The organism is bacterium SCSIO 12741 (assembly GCA_024398055.1).
Lineage (GTDB): Bacteria > Bacteroidota > Bacteroidia > Flavobacteriales_G > Salibacteraceae > SCSIO-12741.
The window spans coordinates 1,577,535-1,594,824 of record CP073749.1; the positions used below are offsets into that span (position 1 = coordinate 1,577,535).

The window sequence follows — 17,290 nt, forward strand, 5'->3', positions numbered from 1 at the left end:
TCAGCCTTTTTCAACCGTTCTTTTGAAGAAATCGAAGAGCATACGCACTCCCACACCGGTTCCTTCAATGCCGCGGTAATTTTTATTGGTGTGATTGTAAGCTGGCCCAGCAATATCCAAGTGGATATATGGATAAGCCGAATTACCATCATCATCTTTGGTAAAGTACTCCAGGAATTTACCGGCAGTGATCATTCCAGCCTCAGGGCCACCAATGTTTTTGATATCGGCGATATGAGATTTCATTTGATCGGCATATTCATCCCAGAATGGAAACTGAACAACACGCTCGTAGGTTTCATAACCACTTTGGATCAATTCATCCTGGTAAGTCTGATCTGCGTTACCCATAGAAATCATGGCCTGATCTCCAATGGCTCGAGCAGCTGCTCCCGTAAGTGTAGCTAAATCGATAACCAACTTCGGATTGAATTTTCTCGCATAAGAAAGAGCATCAGCCAAAATCATACGACCTTCTGCATCGGTATTCAACACCTCTACGGTCATGCCGTTGTGCATGTGAATAACATCACCCGGAGCATAAGCGTTTCCGTCAGGTCTGTTTTCCGTAGCAGGAACCAATCCAATTACCCAGATTGGAAGCTTTGCCTTGGTTAATGCACAGATGGTTCCAACCACAGCGGCGGAACCTCCCATATCAGACTTCATGTAGTCCATGGAATTTGGCGTCGGCTTAAGACTTAACCCTCCCGTATCGTACACCACACCTTTACCTACTAAAATGTATGGCTCAGCGTTTACGGCATTTTCTGGCTTCCACTCCATGGTGGAAAATGTTGGAGGATTAGGAGATCCCATATTTACAGCCAACAGACCTCCCATTTTCATACTCTGGATCTTGGCCTTGTTAAAGACTTCCACTTTGAATCCAAGATCATCGCCCAAATCCATAATGTCGTGAGCATATTGCTCGGCCGTCAAATAAGACAAGGGCTCGTTAACGAAGGTTCTTGCCAGGCCATTGGCCCAAACAACCGCATTTAACTCAACAATATCATTGTCCTCCACACCATCAATGGCGATACTCTTCAAGGAGTTTTTACGCTTATCCTGATCGGAGAAATATTTTAGAAACTGGTAATTGGTCATACCCACACCCTCGGCAAATGCCAAACGCAAATAGGCGTCTACAGAACCATAAATAGCTACTTCTTCCACACCCAAACCGTTCAGTGAATTACATACCTGAGCGGCAGCGATACGGGCTTTCTCTTTATTCATATAAGCCCGAGAATCGGCAGATACTTGATACACAAAAACCTGACCGGTCAAACGATTCAAATGAACGGTGCTTTTCTTCTCACCCAGTTGATCAGCAACAAAACTCTTTTCTGCATCGCTCAACACCCCGTCTGGGATAGCGTCTACAGATTCACAAAGGATAATTTGATTAGGGTAGTTATCAGTACCGGTTTTATGGAATAGATTGCTCATAAATTAGGACATTTTAAGGGGGCAAAAGTAGGTAAAAAGCAGGGACAGATAGGGCAAAAAAAGAAGGCTCCCCGCTACCTTTTGTTAAAGGTATACCAGAAAGCCTTCTAACTTCTATCGTGACGGGTTATACCTAAAGAGTACCCCGATTTTCCTGCTCTCTTTCAATCGCTTCGAAAAGGGCCTTAAAGTTTCCTTTTCCAAAGGATTGCGCTCCTTTACGTTGAATAATTTCGAAGAAAAGGGTAGGACGGTCTGCTACAGGCTTGGTAAACAACTGCAACAGGTATCCTTCATCATCGCGATCGATTAGAATACCACGCTCACGCAACGGAGCCAACTCCTCATCGATGCTTCCTACGCGATCCATTACGGTTTCGTAGTAGGTATCGGGCACGTGTAGGAATTCTACTCCGCGACGCATCATTTCAGATACGGTGTGAACAATATCCTTGGTAGCTACAGCGATGTGCTGAACCCCAGCTCCGTTGTAAAAATCCAGGTATTCTTCTACCTGAGACTTCTTACGACCCTCTGCAGGCTCATTGATTGGGAATTTGATACGACCGTTTCCATTGGTCATCACCTTACTCATGAGAGCGGTGTATTCCGTAGAAATATCTTTATCATCAAAAGAAACAAGCTGAGTAAAGCCCATAACTTTAGAGTAGAACTCAGACCAAGTATCCATTTCATTCCAACCTACATTACCCACCATGTGATCGATGTATTGCAAGCCAATTGGCTCCGGATTGTAGTCAGATTCCCACTTCTCGTATCCAGGAAGGAAAACACCATCGTACTCACTTCTTTCTACGAAAATGTGAACCGTCTCTCCGTAGGTATGAATTCCTGAACGAACTACTTTTCCGTATTTATCAGACTCTTCAACCGGCTCCATGTAGGATTTAGCACCGCGGCTGGTAGTCTCTTCCCAAGCTTTTCTGGCATCAGGAACCCAAAGGGCTACTACCTTAACACCATCACCATGGGTTTCGATATGCTTGTTGATTTCCCCACCTTCAGTCATTGGCGAGGTAAGCACCAATCTAATTTTGTTTTGTTGAAGAACGTAAGACACGCGGTCTTTCACTCCTGTTTCCAATCCGGCATAACCCAAAGATTGAAACCCAAATGCTGTTTTGTAGAAGTGAGCGGCTTGCTTCGCATTTCCTACATACAATTCCACATAATCAGTTCCCAAAAGAGGCAAGAAATCCTCTGCTCCATCGAAGATTTTTTCTAATCCGTATTCTACGTTTTTTAATCCAGTGCTCATAGTTCTATCAATTGAGTCTAATAAATGTAAGTTTTTTAATGCTCCAACCAGCTACGGTAGTAGTCGTCGTCTGAAATTTTCATCGCGTCCTCAGTTAGCATCAGCGGCTTGAAAGTATCAACCATTACAGCCAATTCGAGGGTCTCTTTTTTACCGATACTTCTTTCCATTGCACCTGGGTGTGGTCCATGAGGAATTCCCGCTGGGTGCAAGGTCAAGTGTCCCGGGGCAATATCGTTTCGGCTCATAAAGTCACCATCTACGTAATAAAGCACCTCGTCAGAGTCGATGTTGCTGTGGTGATAAGGCGCTGGAATAGCTTGCGGGTGATAGTCGTATAAACGAGGCACGAACGAGCAAATCACGAAAGCATCGGTTTCAAAAGTTTGGTGGATGGGTGGAGGTAAGTGTACCCGTCCAGTAATGGGCTCGAATTCGTAAATCGAGAAAGCGTAAGGGTAATTGTAACCATCCCAACCAGCTACGCTAAAGGGGTGCGCAGCGTAAATATAGTCATGCACCTGGCCTTGCTTTTTAATCTTGATTAAGAACTCACCCTGCTCATTGTGTGTTTCCAACTCCGATGGCGGGCGGAAATCACGCTCACAGAAAGGAGAGTGCTCCAACATTTGACCGAAGTTGTTGCGGTATCTTTTCGGTGTAAAAACCGGGTGCTTCGAAGTGGTATAAAAAAGTCTGTTTTCGTTTGAATCGAACTTAAGCGTGTAGATCATTCCACGTGGAATAACCAGGTAATCTCCTTTCTTAAAAGGAATATTCCCCAACATAGTGCGCAAGGTTCCGCTTCCCACGTGAACAAAAATCACTTCGTCTTCATCTGCATTTTTGTAGAAATAGTCGACCTCCTGAGAAGTAGGCGCGGCCAGTTCGAGAAGCACATCGCCGTTAACCATAATGGGTACACGAGCTTCAAGATGATCTGCGGCCGGAGGCACTTGAAATCCTTTTAAGCGCTGAGATTTCAGGTTACGTTCTACAGCAATTTTTGGAGTTACATCTTTTGAACCCAAAATTTGGGATACCTGAGTCGGTCGGTTAACGTGGTACAACAGCGATGACATTCCAGCAAATCCTGCAGTACCAAATAGCTCCTCATAGTGCAATCCGCCATCTTCCTTTTCAAAGGTGATGTGACGCTTGGAGGGAAAGTTTCCCAGCTTGTGATAAAAAGGCATAATCGTTCAGTGCTTAATTTAAATCCGTCCAAAAGTAGCGAGTCCCCCAGCCTTGAACAATGATATATATCAACTTTGAAAAGCAATGAACTCGCTGTCAATCCTATAGAAATAGGCCGTATCTTTACGCTGTGAAATCGGCTATCCTAATCCTTTTATTTGGAGCACTCTACTTAACTTCCTTTGGGCAAGTATCACTTTCTGTGACTTCTCCTGAGGCGCTTAAAAATCAGAGTCGATTGGATTATGGCCTTTCACAACCGACCATTCAGCAAACCATGACCGTCGGCCAACTCCGTGAAATCAACCATTACCTTTCTCGAAGCTGCTATACCCCTTTCTGGTCGGTTTATGTACCGGCAAATGCTTGTGGACCTATCGATAATCCCTGGTGCGCCAGGACTGCAGGTGATGCTATAATCGGCGGAACGGTGGTTTGGCTAAAAGAATCATTATTTCACAATCGTCCTTTATTTCCAAGTTGGCGGTAAACCGGATTAGGTCATTTTCCTTTTCGGTACAATGGAAAACTTTATTGGGACCTTGGGAAGTAAATTTGTTCTGGAAGGCATAAAACCAAAATGTTCGGTACTTTTGGCCACGTCTAACTACTTTAAATTAACATTCGTATTGGTCTGATTTATTGGATCATAAAAAATTTTCCTAGCTATTTATGAGTTACGAGGGTAGTCATATAACCTGTATCAGAATCAAGGAGTTAATCGAGCGAAAAAAGTTGAGCAGTGAAAAGCTGGCAAACATAGCCGGAGTCTCTGTTCCATCGATCAACAACTACCGTTGGGGAAAACGCATTCCCCGTGCGGACTTAATTTTACGACTTAGCGAACACTTCAACCTAAGTCCTAACTGGTTTTTTGGAGTTGGATCCGATGATCTGGATGTGGTCAGAGAAGATCCAGAAATGTACAAAAATGAGAACCGGGAACTCCGAGCAGAAAACACCTTTCTGAAAAAGCAAAACGACATGAGCGATCGGATGACCAAGGAGTTGATCACCGAAATCCAAGACCTGGAGGACAAGCTCAGAAGGCTCACCAAAAAACTGGAAGAGAAATAAAATCCGACTTTGATTTAAGTCTCTTACTTCCCTTTTGGCACGGGCTCATTGCTTAACACAATTTGCTTCATTTGACCGATTTCGACATTCGTTTTTGGATACATTTGTAGACCTTATTTGAATGAAGCCTATGTCGGAAAGAATTTTGGTCATTGGAGCCCTGGGTCAGGTTGGGCAAGAGTTACTTGAGTCGTTGGCCGCAGATTATGGTGCGGAGAATGTAATTGCGTCAGATGTAAAGGATGCTCCGGATTTCATCTATCCATACGAGCAGCTGGATGTGTTAGACAAAGACCGGCTGTTTGGTATCGTTAAGAAATATGGAATTACGCAGGTATACAACTTAGCTGCCCTGCTCTCAGCAACAGCCGAAAAGCATGTAGACTTTGCCTGGAGGCTGTCTATGGACGGACAATTCAATGTGCTAAACCTGGCGAAAGAAAATCACATTAAAAAGATTTTCTGGCCCAGTTCGATTGCGGTTTTTGGTCCGACTACACCGAAAGACAATACTCCTCAACACACCGTCATTGAACCCAATACGGTATATGGAATTGGTAAAATGGCAGGAGAAATGTGGAATCAATATTACCACCAGAAATACGGGGTGGATGTGCGTGGCGTGCGCTACCCTGGATTGATTGGTTGGAAAAGTTTACCCGGTGGAGGTACTACGGATTATGCTGTAGACATCTTCTACTCGGCTTTACGTGGTGAGCAGTTTAACTGCTTCCTTAACCCGGATACTTCGCTCCCTATGATGCACATGGAGGATGCCGTAAGAGCCACCCGGGAAATCATGGAAGCTCCAGCAGAATGGGTTCGCCTACGAACGTGCTACAACATTGCCGCAATGAGCTTTAATCCCGCCGAACTGACCTCGGAAATTCAAAAACACATTCCTGATTTTTCCATCAGTTACTCACCCGATTACCGCCAGGAAATTGCCAATACCTGGCCAGCCGCCATCAACGATAAAGAGGCTCGTCAAGATTGGAAATGGCAAGAAAAGTACGACCTAAAAGGGTTGACCGAAAACATGATCGAAAACCTTAAAGAACGAGCTACAGTATGAAACTGCAAGCTGCAACCTTAGCCATTTTCCTTCTAATCATTTGGGGCTGCGAAGAAGACAAACCCAAAAGACAATTAGGAACGGGAGCTGCCCCTAAATCTACTTTTAAGCCAGTAGCTAAACCAGCATTCAATGCAGATAGTGCCTACCACTACATAGATCAACAAGTAGCCTTTGGGCCTCGGGTTCCGGGTACCAAGGAGCACAAGGCTTGTGCCGATTATCTATCTGCCGAAATGACTCGTTTTGGTTGGGATGTAGAGGTTCAAGATATTACCGTAGAAGTATTTAATGGCCAAAAATTGCCGGCTTATAACATCATGGCTAGCTACGACAAGGCCAATCCCAATCGGGTTGTTCTATTTGCACATTGGGATACTCGCCCCTTTGCCGATCGTGACGATTCACGGGAAAATGTACCTATTCCGGGAGCCAATGATGGCGCCTCAGGAGTAGGAGTTTTAATGGAAATGGCTCGGGTTATCGCTCAGGATAGCCTTAAACCCAATGTGGGAATAGACATTGTGTTTTTTGATGCTGAAGACTATGGCAAACCCAGCCAGGCCATGGGAGGCCAAGACGGAAACACTTGGTGTCTGGGCTCTCAATATTGGAGTCAAAACCTACCTGAAGGTTATCAACCTAAGTATGGCGTTTTATTAGACATGGTAGGTGCTACCGGCGCCGTGTTCCCTAAGGAAGGGGTGTCTATGCAGTACAACCCTGAGTTGGTCGACCGGGTATGGTACCTGGCGGGTAAATTGGGCTACGGAAATTACTTCGTTCCTAAGATCGCCCCTGGAGGCATTACGGACGACCACCTTTACGTAAATCGCCTGGCTGGAATCCCTACTATCGACATCATTCACTACCACCATGACCGTCGCGATTTTGGTCATTTTCACCACCGTCACACGGACGACATGGCTATTATCGATACCAAGACCTTGCATGCGGTAGGGGTGACCGTTTTGGAGCTCATCTACCGCGAAGACTGAGTTTTTTAGGAGATTTACCAACGTTTCATAATCTTGAAGCGTTATTGATGTATATACATTCAAAATCTCACATCTATGAAACTCAGTTACCTACTCCGCGGTGCGGTCTTTAGCATTGGATCAATCGTAGCCGTCAGCCTTTTCATGTCCTATTCAAACTCCCCTGCTCCCAAGGGTTACACAGGCTCTCCAGCAGATGGTCGAACGTGCGGAACCAATGGCGGGTGTCATGGTGGCGGAGCAACGCAAATGCCGGGAATGATCATCACCGATATTCCTGCTGAAGGATACACGCCGGGCCAGACTTACAACGTGTCAGTTATGGTTAGAGATTCGGGTAGAATGGTATTTGGCTTCTCCCTTACTGCTCAAAACAATGCAGGTGATGGCTTGGGAACGCTGATTCCAGGAGCCGGAACAGAATTGAGCAACGATAACATTTACATCTCTCATAAAACCGGAACCACTCGCAGTGGCAATAGCAAAACCTGGCCATTCCAATGGAAAGCACCTGCTGCCGGTACCGGTACTGTTAGTTTCTACGCAACCGGAAATGCGGGTAATGATAACCGGATGGCCAGTGGAGATAACGTCTATATGGATGCCCTTACCGTAGAAGAAAAAAGCGGCGGCGGTACCACTGGTATTCAAGTTAATGCGAACCATGAAGATGCCTTCTCCATATTCCCAAATCCTGCTCAGGATTTTATGCGGGTACATTCTAAAAACGCAGGCTTGCTCACAGTTTACAATTTGAATGGGGAATTGATGTTGGAGCAACAGCTAAACCACGATCTTGAAACGGTAGATGTAAGCACTCTTGAAAGAGGTCTCTACGTAGTCAATTTCGACAATGGGGTTGATGCCTTATTGCAGCAGACCTTAATTAAGTACTAGTACAAGAAGATATTTATGGAAAAGCCTTCTCGCTTTGGTGGGAGGGCTTTTTTTGTTTTGAATTTTAAATGTTCAGGTAAAATGATGAACTTTTAATGAATTTGGAAGTCATAAGGTTACTTTAAAGGTCATCATCCTGCTTCTTCAGCACTCCTAACCAAAAATTTTAATTCGGTCATTTTGGGTTTGAATTCGGTATTCGTCGTCAGCAAGTCATTAGCCAACTTTGTGGTAATCAGCATAATCCATATCCTGGATTTAATATCGCCTGATTCTCGCATTAACAGCTATGAAAAGAATTATTTGCGCATTTGTGGCCCTAGGAGGAATCCTTTTTGCCCAGGGTCAGGGTTTCCGAATGGAATGGGCCCAGGGAATTGGTAATCTTGGAAACAACGGAACCGATCAGACTTTCCAAATAGCCTCAGATTCAAAAGGTAATGTCTTCTTTACAGGATACTATTCCAATACGGTTGACTTTAATCCTTCTCCACAGGTTATCGAAAACAGAACATCCCATGGCAACAAGGATTTATTTATTCTCAAATTAGACTCCACCGGAACCTTTAAAAGAGTCCTGACCACAGGTGGGCGAAACACAGACCAAACTGAAGCCATCTCGATAGATGCAAATGACCATGTTTACCTTGCTGGGTATTTCTTGGACACCTCCGATTTTGATCCGGGTCCGGCACAGGACCTTCATATTTCTAATGGTCTTACCGATGCCTTCATCCTGAAACTGGATTCATCGGGCCAACTGATCAGAGCACATTCTTTTGGGGGGCAGGTAATGAGAATATAAAAGATATAGCTACGGATCATAACGGAAATTTATACGTCACAGGCAGTTTCGAAGGCTTCATGGATTTTGATCCTGGCCCTGACACTACCTATTACCAGTCTGAAGGCTCGAGTGATCTTTTCATCTCCAAATTTGACCCAAATGGTAAACTTTTATGGACTAAAACCCTAGGGTCTTTTGGTATCGATGAAGGTGAAGATGTGGAAGTTGACAGCCATGGAAATGTTTTTCTTACGGGCAAAACCTGGGGCATTGTTGATATGGATCCGGGCCCTGGAAACTTTTATCGTGGAGATTCAGGAATTTACCAATCCTTTGTACTTAAGCTTGATAACCAAGGCCAATTTCTTTGGTCCTCTGTGCTCGCTAACGGGTTACAGAGCTATGGAAATGAAATCGCTCTAGGCTCGAACGGAGAAGTTTTCTCTATTGGCTATATGGTAGGAACGATTGATTTTGACCCCGATACTGGTCAACATATACTGACCTCGGGAGTAAAAGGATGCACCTTTGTACAAGGGCTCAATAATAACGGTGATTTGTTGTGGGCTTCGACTTTGGATTTTGACGGAAACATCAGGGCCAGGGATCTCGCAATCGATCCTATTGGACAGCTCTACCTATCAGGTGTTTTTTTAGGATCTGTAGATTTCGATCCTGGTCCGGGTCAGAAGCGGGTAACAGGTGTTCACAATACTTTTCAGGGGTTTATGTTAAAATTAACCCCTTCCGGCCACTTTACTTGGGTTAAGGTTTTAGAATCCAATGGAGACAACATTATTACTGATATTCAACTTACTCCATCCAATCGGCTATTAATCTCAGCCAACTCCGGCACACCCTTGGATATGGATCCAAATGGGTCTATTCATCAAATAAATATTCAAGGTTCATTGCGGAGTTCAGCTATCGCTGTCTATAGTCAAAACGCCTGCCAACCATCTGCCGGTGTAGACCAACAAACCTCTTGCCGTACCTTCACCTGGATTGATGGTCAAACCTATACTTCGGATGATTCGACGGCAACCTATACCCTCACAAATAAAAGTGGGTGTGACTCTGTGGTAACTTTAGACCTCACCATTCAAAAAGTGGACACCCAAATTACTCGAGTGGGTGACACTCTTCATGCTTTGGCTCAAGGGCTGGCCTATTTCCAATGGCTCGATTGCGACAGCAACTATAAGGCAATTCCCGGTGCGTCTCATTCAAAGTTTGCTCCTAGCAAACCTGGACAATACGCTGTAGCCATCAATCAAAATTGGTGCTTTGATACAACCTCTTGTAGTACGTACTTTCCTTCCGATAATGGCACCAACGTTGACGAGCTTCGTACAGAAAGACCAGTATTCAATGCTTATCCAAACCCTTGTTCAAAATTTATTCAGTTAAGTTCTACTCACCCAGGGACACTAACCATTCATAACCTAAATGGAGAAAAGGTTCAGGATTATTACATTCAGAAAGAAGCACGAAAAATTGATGTTGCTCACTTAAAGCAAGGCGTGTACTTGCTCATTTTCGAAAGTGAAGCAGGGCAAATGGATCACCGTAGTTTAGTGAAATATTAGATTGCCTTTATTCAAACCCAGTATCCGGAGGCAAATTCTCTCCCTCGGCAGCTTTTACAGCCAATTGGTCGCAGCGCTCGTTTTCTTTGATGTTGGCATGGCCTTTTACCCAGACAAAACGCACATTATGCTTGGGATATACCTCCAGGAATTTGAGCCATAAATCCACGTTCTTCTTGTCCTTAAAGCCTTTGCGCCTCCAATTTTGAAGCCAGCCTTTTTCCACAGCGTCAACCACGTATTTGGAATCGGAAAAAACGGTTACTTCATGGCCATAACCTTTGAGCTCCTTGAGAGCAACAATAACGGCCAATAGCTCCATTCGGTTGTTGGTGGTTCGCCTGAATCCAGCGGAAAGTTCCTTTCGGTGAACACCTGAGAGCAAAACAGCTCCATAACCACCGGGTCCGGGGTTGCCTTTTGCGGCACCGTCGGTATAAATAATGATCTGTGCGATGATGGTGAGTTTACCCCGTGAGAGAATGAGATTTGCGGGATACCATTTTCAGGCAAGCTTCTACTACGGATTGGGCATCGTAATCGCACTCCCGGTATAATTCAGCCTGGGTACCGTGCTCCACAATACGATCTGGAATTCCAAGACGAATAACCTGAGCCTTGTAGCCGTGATCGGCCATGAATTCAACAATAGCACTACCAAATCCACCTTGAATACAACCGTCTTCCAAAGTCACTACTTTGTCGAATTTGGAGAACACTTCGTGCAACATGATTTCATCCAATGGCTTGGCAAAACGCATATCGTAGTGAGCAACGTTCAATCCTTTTTCTTCCAACTGCTGAGTGGCCTTAACGGCTTCGTTTCCGATGGCTCCGATGGTTAAAACGGCAACATCTTCCCCATTCTTAATCTTCCGGCCTTTACCTACCTTGATTTCGCGGAAAGGTCTTTTCCAATCAGGCATAATTCCAGTTCCACGAGGATAGCGAATCACCCAAGGATGGGCATTCTTTTCCATTTGAGAAGAATACATCAGGTTTCTAAGCTCTTCTTCATCCATTGGAGCAGACACGATCATATTAGGAATACAACGCATAAATGCCAAGTCGTAAGCACCATGATGGGTTTGTCCATCAGCTCCAACTAATCCACCTCGGTCGAGACAGAAAACCACGTGTAAATCCTGAATGGCTACATCGTGGATCACATTGTCATAAGCCCGCTGCATAAAGGAACTGTAGATGTTGCAAAAAGGAACCATCCCCTGAGTAGCCAAACCAGCCGAGAAAGTAACAGCGTGCTGCTCGGCAATACCCACATCGAAAGCCCGATCAGGCATGGCTTCCATCATGTACTTGAGCGAACACCCTGTAGGCATTGCTGGAGTAATTCCCATGATTTTGTCATTCTTTTCAGCCAGCTCAATGATGGAATGACCAAAAACATCCTGAAACTTGGGAGGCTGAGGAGACTTAGGAACCACCTTAACAATCTCTCCAGTTTCTTTATTAAAGAGCCCGGGAGCATGCCAGGTAGTAGAACTTCCTTCTTCTGCAGGTCCATATCCCTTTCCTTTTACGGTAAGGCAATGGAGGATTTTTGGACCTGGAATATCTTTTAAATCCCGAAGTACTTTGGCCACATGAATAGGATCGTGCCCATCGATAGGGCCGAAATACCGCCAATTGAGGGATTCGAAATAGTTCGAGTTTTTGAGTAGTGAGGACTTAATTCCATTTTCGATCCGCGCTACAATTTCACGAGCATTGGACCCGAACTTAGAAAGCTTACCGAGCAAGGTCCAAACCTCATCCTTTACTGTGTTGTAGGTATGAGAAGTACTAATGTCTGTTAAATACTCCTTCAAGGCCCCTACGTTCGGGTCGATAGACATACAGTTGTCATTGAGAACAACAATCATGTCCGTATTTTCTGCACCACCATGGTTCAGTCCTTCAAAGGCCAAACCAGCTGTCATAGCACCGTCGCCAATGACCGCAATGTGCTGAATGTCTTTTTTGTTTTGGTATCGATTGGCTACCGACATCCCCAGTGCCGTAGAAATCGAAGTACTGGAGTGTCCCACTCCCATAGTATCGTATTCGCTTTCCTTCCTTTTGGGAAAACCAGAAATACCTTTGTACTTCCGATTGGTGTGAAAGCGCTCCCGTCTTCCGGTCAGAATCTTGTGACCGTAGGCCTGGTGCCCAACGTCCCAAACAATCTGATCTCTGGGTGTATCGAATACGTAGTGCAGGGCCACGGTAAGTTCTACCACGCCAAGGCTGGCACCGAAGTGGCCTCCTTTTTGCGACACTACATCAACAATGAATTCACGAAGTTCTTGGGAAACCTGGGGTAGATCTTCCAAGCTTAGTTTACGCAAATCTTCAGGAATGACGATCTGACTAAGAAGCGGACCTGTTTTAATATCCATGATAACAAACTAATGTGCAAATATAATAGGAAGATTTTCCTCCGTCTCTGTAGTACAAATTCAAATTTTTTTTGTTCAAACGCCGCGAATCGACCATTTTTGAAAATAATGAACCACCACGTGTCCATATTCCTGGTTATCCTAACCCTGTTCTCAGGCTCGATTTCGGCCCAATCCAACATTCAAGTTCGCAACAAAGCCAAGGACTTGTATCACGGTCATCGCATTGTTTATCAAGTAATGACCAAGGATACCAACATCCGACATGGCAACTACATTTACTATTTCCACGGACAAAAAGTGGTGGAAGGAAAATACCACATTGGAAAAAAGCATGGTGCCTGGAAGCGGTTTTACCCCAATGGTGAGGTGTATGTGAAAGCCAACTACATCATGGATCGCAAGCATGGAAAATGGGAATACTTTTTTTCAGACGGTTCTATGCGTGCCCAAACCTTCTTTAAGGGTGGACAAAAAACCGGCGTATGGAAAGGTTACTACTATGGCGGTTATCCTGCCATCGTTCACCAATACCGAGCGGATACCTTAACGGGTGATCAAATTCGGTACTACCACCCTTCCGACACCAAAGACAAACATGTAGACCCCATTAAAAAGGAGCTCTACCGCATCCGAACAGATGGTAAGATTTACAAGGAACAGTACTTTCCATCCGGCAAGCTTTACCAAAAAGTGGTCATGCTGGGAGAAAAAGTAGACAGCATCCGCGAAACGTACTACCACACCACGCTGCTTTGGTCGCGATTTAAGTATACCCAAGGAAGGTTGGACGCGATCTACGATTACAACAACCCCGTAGGCCGAGATCATAATCGAGGAACTTTTAGAAACGGAAGTGGAGAGCTGCTTCTTTACCACTACGATGGATCTCTGGCGAGCCGGGTGGATATGCTTGGCGGCAAAACTCATGGCAAAGTGACTTACTTTTTCAATGAGCAAAAGACTTCTGAGGGGTATTACACCCGTGGAAACCGGACGGGAACCTGGAAAAGCTATAACATCTTTAAAAAGAAACAGAAGCTGGAAAAAGAAACGCACTATTTCAGCAACGACAGCGCCTTTATCATCGAATACCACGGCGATGGCAGAGCCCGATCTGAAGGGACAGTAGTCAATAATAAAAAAGAGGGCATCTGGAGAACCTACGATTTGTACGATGAATTGAGGTCAGTGGTTCACTACAAGAATGGACTCAAGCATGGTAATTTTACCGACTACAATCCGGGTGGCTACATCAATGTAAAAGGAGGCTACTACCACAATATTAAAGTGGGCACCTGGAATTACTACAACGACTTTGGCCGGGTAGGGTACAAAGAAGTATACACCAATCAAGTAACTGCTCGTGAATCTTACTTCGCAAGTGATTCCTGCCGCCCAAGAGACCAAATGGAAAGAACTTTCTACTCCATATCAAGGAGCGTTTCACTCAATGATAGAATCACGGCCTACTTGTCTGCAAACCGAACGGTCCTCCATTTTGATTCATACATTGGCAAAGGACGGTTCCCGAATTATGTTTTCTTTTCCTCTCAGCGAAACAGCAGTGATGAGTACAGCAACCAAGCCACCTTACTGGAACCCCGACTGCTCACTCAAAGCAGCCAGGCCGAAATCAATAAAGTAGAAGACTACGATTTAGGTTTATTACTTAAAACCCTAAATCCAATTAGACTACGGAACAAAAAAGAGCCAAGCGATCCAAAAATTGGCGTGGGAATGGTCCTGGTAGAATTTGATGAGTTTGGAAGTGTATCCAAAGCGTCCACTCTTCGCGGAATAGATCAGGAATGGGATCAAAAAATCCTGAAACTCTACACCGATCAATACACCTTTTGGGAACCGGCTTGGGTATCAGAGTTGCCCATCGCGGTAAGGATGGAGCAAAAGATTCCTATTGAGTACCTGGAAGTGAAAAAACTAAAGAAATGATTCCACTGCCTGGCGAATTTGCTGAGCAGGAATGACACCAGCCTGGCGCCACTTAAGTTCTCCATTTTTAAAAACGACCAAAGTAGGCACTGCCTGAATCTGGTACTTAGAGGCCAATGCCTGGTTTTTATCAATGTCGATTTTGATCACCCTTGCTTTATCTCCTAATTCTGCCGCAACTTGCTGAACCATGGGGCTCAATGCCTTACAAGGTGCACACCAATCGGCGTAAAAGTCGATCAAAACCGGCTTGTCAGAATCAATGATGTCTTTGAATGTCGCCATCTTATTTGCTTACTTCATATCCTTTGGAAGACCAAGCGTCAAATCCACCGGTTACGTTATAAACGGTCTTAAAGCCCCAATCATTCATCTTGTCGGAAGCGTTAGCACTACGACCACCTGCTTTGCAGTACACATAAACCGTAGCGTTTTTGTCCAACTCATTTACCTTCTTTTCAAAATCTGGATCCATAATATCGATGACGATGGCACCTGGCACAGTTCCACTGGCCACTTCACCTGGAGTACGTACATCCAAAATGATTCCCGGCTTTTCCGATTTCATAGTGTTGAACTCGTCCACAGAAATGTCCTTTACCGTAGCGGCTGATTGTTCTTGGTTTTGATCAGCAGAACCACCGTTGCAGGCAGTTGTGATCATAGAGGTTCCCATCAGTAGCACAGCTACCATTAACTTCAATGTTTTCATAGATGCAAAATTAACAAGACAATTTTGACTAATACCGTGACTCAGGTTACAATCAACACCTTCACCCGGTAGTCTTTTTCTTCAAGTCCGTATACTTTGAGTTTTCCTTTGTACTCCCATCCTTGAGCGGGAATCAAAACCATTCGGTTGAAGGTTTGGTTAAAGGTACCTGTTTGTTCTCGGGTCATTTCAAGATAAACCAGCTTGTTGTCGACTAATTTAACGTCCACCATTTGGCTACCGGACGATTTTTGCGGTCGATATTCAATAATGGTAGTATCCCCTTTTTCAATGGTTTTGGACTCAATATCCGGTCTTTCGTAAAAAGTTTGCAAAGCCGAATCAAGTGGAGCAAACTCTTTCGTCCATTCAATGGTGCTCAAGGTTTTCTTTTCCACCTTGTCTTCCCATACAAACTGTTTTTCAATAGCCGAGGTTGCCGCCTTCATTTCAGCTTTGGCCTCTTGGAAGGGAAAAGGAATCTCCGCTTCCTTTTTGGAGGATGGGTTGCACCCGATCAGGGAAACCGCAATGAGCGAAACAATTAATACTTGACGCATATTTCGTCTATGGGTTTACGGGAAATATCGGGCACCTGAGTTCCATCTTTGGGGTACCCAACAGGTATCAGCAAGAAGGCTCTTTCATTTTTAGGCCTCCCCAACACTTCTTGTAAAAAGTTCATTGGACTCGGCGTGTGGGTAAGGGATGCTAAACCGGCCATATGAATGGCTGAAAGCAACATTCCTACAGATATGCCCACAGATTCGTTGACGTAGTAATTCGTTTTTTTCTGCTCTCCTTCTAAGTCAAATACTTTTTTGAAAACCACAATGAGATAGGGGGCTATTTCTAAAAAGGGTTTGTGTTGATCCGTTCCAAAGGGCTCCAGGTCTTTCAACCACTCATCGCTCATACGGCCATGGTAATTTTCATACTCTTCCTTTTCAGCCGCCTCTCTGATTTTTCTTTTTATTTCAGGATCGCCTACCAGACAATAGGTCCATGGCTGCTTATGAGCTCCGGATGGAGCCGTTCCAGCGGTGAGAATAATATTCTCCAAAACCTTTGGATCAACCGGCTTGTCAGAAAACTCACGAACCGATCTTCTGCGGTTCATTTCCTGGTAAAAATTTTGGGAGCGCTCCTGCATTTCAGATTCGCTAAAAGATTGGAAATCGTAAGGGATAAAAAGACTTTTTTCCACGGTCAAAAAATTTGTGTGCAAATTAATGATTCCTGCCGGTTTGTTCTATTTTAGTTTAAATGAAGAATCTGGTAGTATTTGCTTCGGGAACCGGAAGTAACGCTCGAAAAATCCACGAGCATTTTCAGGATAGCGATTTGGCCCACATATCCTTAATCGTGGGAAACAAAGAAAATGCGGGGGTATGGGACCTGGCTAAAGAAAATGACATTCCCACCCTGTTGGTCAAAAAAAAGGACCTTGAGTCTCCCGAAAACTTACTCGACACACTCCGAAAAGCAAATACAGATCTGATCGTTCTGGCCGGATTCCTACTCAAAATTCCAGACGAATTAGTCGCCGCTTACCCCAATCAAATTATCAATATTCACCCCTCTCTTCTGCCCAAGTACGGTGGCAAGGGCATGTATGGACACTTTGTTCATGAGGCCGTAGTGGCTGCCGGTGAAAAGGAAAGCGGAATAACCATCCATTTTGTGAATGAAGCATACGACGAAGGAGCCATCATCACGCAACAAAGGTGCGCTCTAGATCAAGACGATACACCCCAAGACGTTGCCCACAAGGTGCAAAAGCTCGAACATCGGTATTTTCCGACAGTGGTCGAGGAACTGTTGCTTGGGAAGAATGGTTAGAAAACTTTTGCCTGCCTTTTGCGAAATTAA

General features: G+C 44.7%; 18 protein-coding genes. 9 read left to right on the forward strand and 9 right to left on the reverse strand.

The features are described from left to right. The 3 genes from KFE98_06725 to KFE98_06735 all read right to left on the reverse strand — a co-directional run bounded on the left by KFE98_06725 (position 1) and on the right by KFE98_06735 (position 3,930). On the reverse strand, positions 1-1,455 hold the full coding sequence (locus tag KFE98_06725; GenBank protein UTW63829.1) for a leucyl aminopeptidase family protein: 1,455 nt from the start codon (positions 1,453-1,455) through the stop codon (positions 1-3). A gap of 133 nt (positions 1,456-1,588) precedes the next feature. Continuing rightward, positions 1,589-2,734, reverse strand: a complete 1,146-nt coding sequence (gene hppD / locus KFE98_06730; GenBank protein UTW63830.1) for a 4-hydroxyphenylpyruvate dioxygenase — start codon at positions 2,732-2,734, stop codon at positions 1,589-1,591. A 35-nt stretch (positions 2,735-2,769) separates the two neighbouring features. Beyond that, positions 2,770-3,930, reverse strand: coding sequence for a homogentisate 1,2-dioxygenase (locus KFE98_06735; protein UTW63831.1), 1,161 nt, complete (start codon positions 3,928-3,930; stop codon positions 2,770-2,772). 131 nt (positions 3,931-4,061) lie between these two features. Between KFE98_06735 and KFE98_06740 the strand changes: the two genes are divergently transcribed. The 7 genes from KFE98_06740 to KFE98_06770 all read left to right on the forward strand — a co-directional run bounded on the left by KFE98_06740 (position 4,062) and on the right by KFE98_06770 (position 10,354). Further along, complete coding sequence (locus KFE98_06740; protein UTW63832.1) at positions 4,062-4,421, forward strand: hypothetical protein; 360 nt, start codon at positions 4,062-4,064, stop codon at positions 4,419-4,421. Between the two features lie 182 nt (positions 4,422-4,603). Further along, positions 4,604-5,008 (forward strand): helix-turn-helix transcriptional regulator, encoded by a 405-nt coding sequence (locus KFE98_06745; protein UTW63833.1) that lies wholly within the window; start codon positions 4,604-4,606, stop codon positions 5,006-5,008. A 130-nt stretch (positions 5,009-5,138) separates the two neighbouring features. Next, a complete protein-coding gene (locus KFE98_06750) occupies positions 5,139-6,083 on the forward strand; it encodes an NAD-dependent epimerase/dehydratase family protein (GenBank protein UTW63834.1) in 945 nt (314 codons plus the stop codon). Continuing rightward, positions 6,080-7,081, forward strand: coding sequence for a M28 family peptidase (locus KFE98_06755; protein UTW63835.1), 1,002 nt, complete (start codon positions 6,080-6,082; stop codon positions 7,079-7,081). Before KFE98_06750 ends, KFE98_06755 begins: the two co-directional genes overlap by 4 nt. Positions 7,082-7,156: 75 nt before the next feature. Continuing rightward, the gene (locus KFE98_06760) at positions 7,157-7,978 is read left to right on the forward strand and encodes a T9SS type A sorting domain-containing protein (protein ID UTW63836.1); all 822 of its coding nucleotides are present in this window, start codon (positions 7,157-7,159) and stop codon (positions 7,976-7,978) included. A gap of 289 nt (positions 7,979-8,267) precedes the next feature. Continuing rightward, on the forward strand, positions 8,268-8,783 hold the full coding sequence (locus tag KFE98_06765) for a hypothetical protein (protein ID UTW63837.1): 516 nt from the start codon (positions 8,268-8,270) through the stop codon (positions 8,781-8,783). A gap of 59 nt (positions 8,784-8,842) precedes the next feature. Beyond that, positions 8,843-10,354, forward strand: a complete 1,512-nt coding sequence (locus KFE98_06770) for a T9SS type A sorting domain-containing protein (GenBank protein ID UTW63838.1) — start codon at positions 8,843-8,845, stop codon at positions 10,352-10,354. Between the two features lie 7 nt (positions 10,355-10,361). Here KFE98_06770 and rnhA read toward each other — a convergent pair whose 3' ends face one another. Beyond that, entirely contained in the window at positions 10,362-10,814 is a 453-nt protein-coding gene (gene rnhA / locus KFE98_06775) for a ribonuclease HI (protein ID UTW64657.1), read from the reverse strand. 7 nt (positions 10,815-10,821) lie between these two features. After that, positions 10,822-12,753, reverse strand: a complete 1,932-nt coding sequence (gene dxs / locus KFE98_06780; GenBank protein ID UTW63839.1) for a 1-deoxy-D-xylulose-5-phosphate synthase — start codon at positions 12,751-12,753, stop codon at positions 10,822-10,824. A 99-nt stretch (positions 12,754-12,852) separates the two neighbouring features. On the opposite strand from dxs, the gene KFE98_06785 reads away from it, so the two are divergent. After that, positions 12,853-14,706 (forward strand): hypothetical protein, encoded by a 1,854-nt coding sequence (locus tag KFE98_06785; GenBank protein UTW63840.1) that lies wholly within the window; start codon positions 12,853-12,855, stop codon positions 14,704-14,706. Here KFE98_06785 and trxA read toward each other — a convergent pair. Genes trxA through KFE98_06805 form a run of 4 tightly spaced genes read right to left on the reverse strand, consistent with a single transcriptional unit; the run spans position 14,695 to position 16,571 of the window. Further along, complete coding sequence (gene trxA / locus KFE98_06790) at positions 14,695-14,991, reverse strand: thioredoxin (GenBank protein UTW63841.1); 297 nt, start codon at positions 14,989-14,991, stop codon at positions 14,695-14,697. The genes KFE98_06785 and trxA overlap by 12 nt on opposite strands. A 1-nt stretch (position 14,992) precedes the next feature. Further along, positions 14,993-15,418: a rhodanese-like domain-containing protein gene (locus KFE98_06795; GenBank protein ID UTW63842.1), complete on the reverse strand. Its 426-nt coding sequence runs from the start codon at positions 15,416-15,418 to the stop codon at positions 14,993-14,995. Between the two features lie 41 nt (positions 15,419-15,459). Then, positions 15,460-15,978, reverse strand: a complete 519-nt coding sequence (locus KFE98_06800; GenBank protein ID UTW63843.1) for a hypothetical protein — start codon at positions 15,976-15,978, stop codon at positions 15,460-15,462. Next, positions 15,963-16,571, reverse strand: coding sequence for a nitroreductase family protein (locus KFE98_06805; GenBank protein ID UTW64658.1), 609 nt, complete (start codon positions 16,569-16,571; stop codon positions 15,963-15,965). Before KFE98_06805 ends, KFE98_06800 begins: the two co-directional genes overlap by 16 nt. A gap of 113 nt (positions 16,572-16,684) precedes the next feature. On the opposite strand from KFE98_06805, the gene KFE98_06810 reads away from it, so the two are divergent. Then, a complete protein-coding gene (locus KFE98_06810; GenBank protein UTW63844.1) occupies positions 16,685-17,260 on the forward strand; it encodes a phosphoribosylglycinamide formyltransferase in 576 nt (191 codons plus the stop codon). Positions 17,261-17,290: the final 30 nt, after the last annotated feature.

Coding starts and splice junctions, on each gene's coding strand:
- KFE98_06745 (UTW63833.1), top strand. CDS start 4,604: ATGAGTTACGAGGGTAGTCATATAACCTGTATCAGAATCAAGGAGTTA.
- KFE98_06755 (UTW63835.1), top strand. CDS start 6,080: ATGAAACTGCAAGCTGCAACCTTAGCCATTTTCCTTCTAATCATTTGG.
- trxA (UTW63841.1), bottom strand. CDS start 14,991: ATGGCGACATTCAAAGACATCATTGATTCTGACAAGCCGGTTTTGATC.
- KFE98_06810 (UTW63844.1), top strand. CDS start 16,685: ATGAAGAATCTGGTAGTATTTGCTTCGGGAACCGGAAGTAACGCTCGA.
- KFE98_06760 (UTW63836.1), top strand. CDS start 7,157: ATGAAACTCAGTTACCTACTCCGCGGTGCGGTCTTTAGCATTGGATCA.
- dxs (UTW63839.1), bottom strand. CDS start 12,753: ATGGATATTAAAACAGGTCCGCTTCTTAGTCAGATCGTCATTCCTGAA.
- KFE98_06765 (UTW63837.1), top strand. CDS start 8,268: ATGAAAAGAATTATTTGCGCATTTGTGGCCCTAGGAGGAATCCTTTTT.
- KFE98_06770 (UTW63838.1), top strand. CDS start 8,843: ATGGATTTTGATCCTGGCCCTGACACTACCTATTACCAGTCTGAAGGC.
- hppD (UTW63830.1), bottom strand. CDS start 2,734: ATGAGCACTGGATTAAAAAACGTAGAATACGGATTAGAAAAAATCTTC.
- KFE98_06795 (UTW63842.1), bottom strand. CDS start 15,418: ATGAAAACATTGAAGTTAATGGTAGCTGTGCTACTGATGGGAACCTCT.
- KFE98_06805 (UTW64658.1), bottom strand. CDS start 16,571: ATGCAGGAGCGCTCCCAAAATTTTTACCAGGAAATGAACCGCAGAAGA.
- KFE98_06750 (UTW63834.1), top strand. CDS start 5,139: ATGTCGGAAAGAATTTTGGTCATTGGAGCCCTGGGTCAGGTTGGGCAA.
- KFE98_06725 (UTW63829.1), bottom strand. CDS start 1,455: ATGAGCAATCTATTCCATAAAACCGGTACTGATAACTACCCTAATCAA.
- KFE98_06800 (UTW63843.1), bottom strand. CDS start 15,978: ATGCGTCAAGTATTAATTGTTTCGCTCATTGCGGTTTCCCTGATCGGG.
- KFE98_06735 (UTW63831.1), bottom strand. CDS start 3,930: ATGCCTTTTTATCACAAGCTGGGAAACTTTCCCTCCAAGCGTCACATC.